This is a genomic window from Enterococcus alishanensis, assembly GCF_019218635.1.
In the GTDB taxonomy this organism is placed as follows: domain Bacteria; phylum Bacillota; class Bacilli; order Lactobacillales; family Enterococcaceae; genus Enterococcus_A; species Enterococcus_A alishanensis.
In genome coordinates this window covers 1-413 of record NZ_JAHUZB010000044.1, presented here as the reverse complement: position 1 = coordinate 413, position 413 = coordinate 1, and the positions used below count along the sequence as shown (strand labels likewise).

General features: G+C 58.6%; 1 protein-coding gene. It reads right to left on the bottom strand.

Features of this window, described 5'->3' with window-relative positions:
* On the bottom strand, nt 1-413 hold a 413-nt coding region (locus tag KUA55_RS18205; RefSeq protein ID WP_425514636.1), incomplete at both ends, for a 3-dehydroquinate synthase family protein.

Below are 413 nucleotides of genomic sequence, written 5' to 3'. Positions count from 1 at the left end.
GTCCACGTTCATCGTCTTGCGCAGATCTGCCCACTTAATCTCGTCACAGGTAACAGGCAATCCGATCTCAGACAGGATAGTGCGGGTGCGCGCAACGACCTCATCGGACAGTCCCAGGTACCGGTGCGACAGTTCGGCCGCAAACACCATGCCCACCGCGTCAGCCTCGCCATGACGCCACGTGAAATGCTTGTGGGCCTCAATAGCGTGGGCCAAGGTGTGACCATAGTTGAGCCTCTCGCGTCCGACCTCTTCTCTCGAAGACGTCCGCTCGTGCAGATCAGCGCTCACCACACCAGCCTTGACGGTAATCGCACGCGTCAGCACCTCAACGAAGGTCTGGGAAGTGACGTCGAGGGCCAACCGCGGATGGTTGGAGATGACGTCGAGAATCACCGGGTCTTTAATAAACC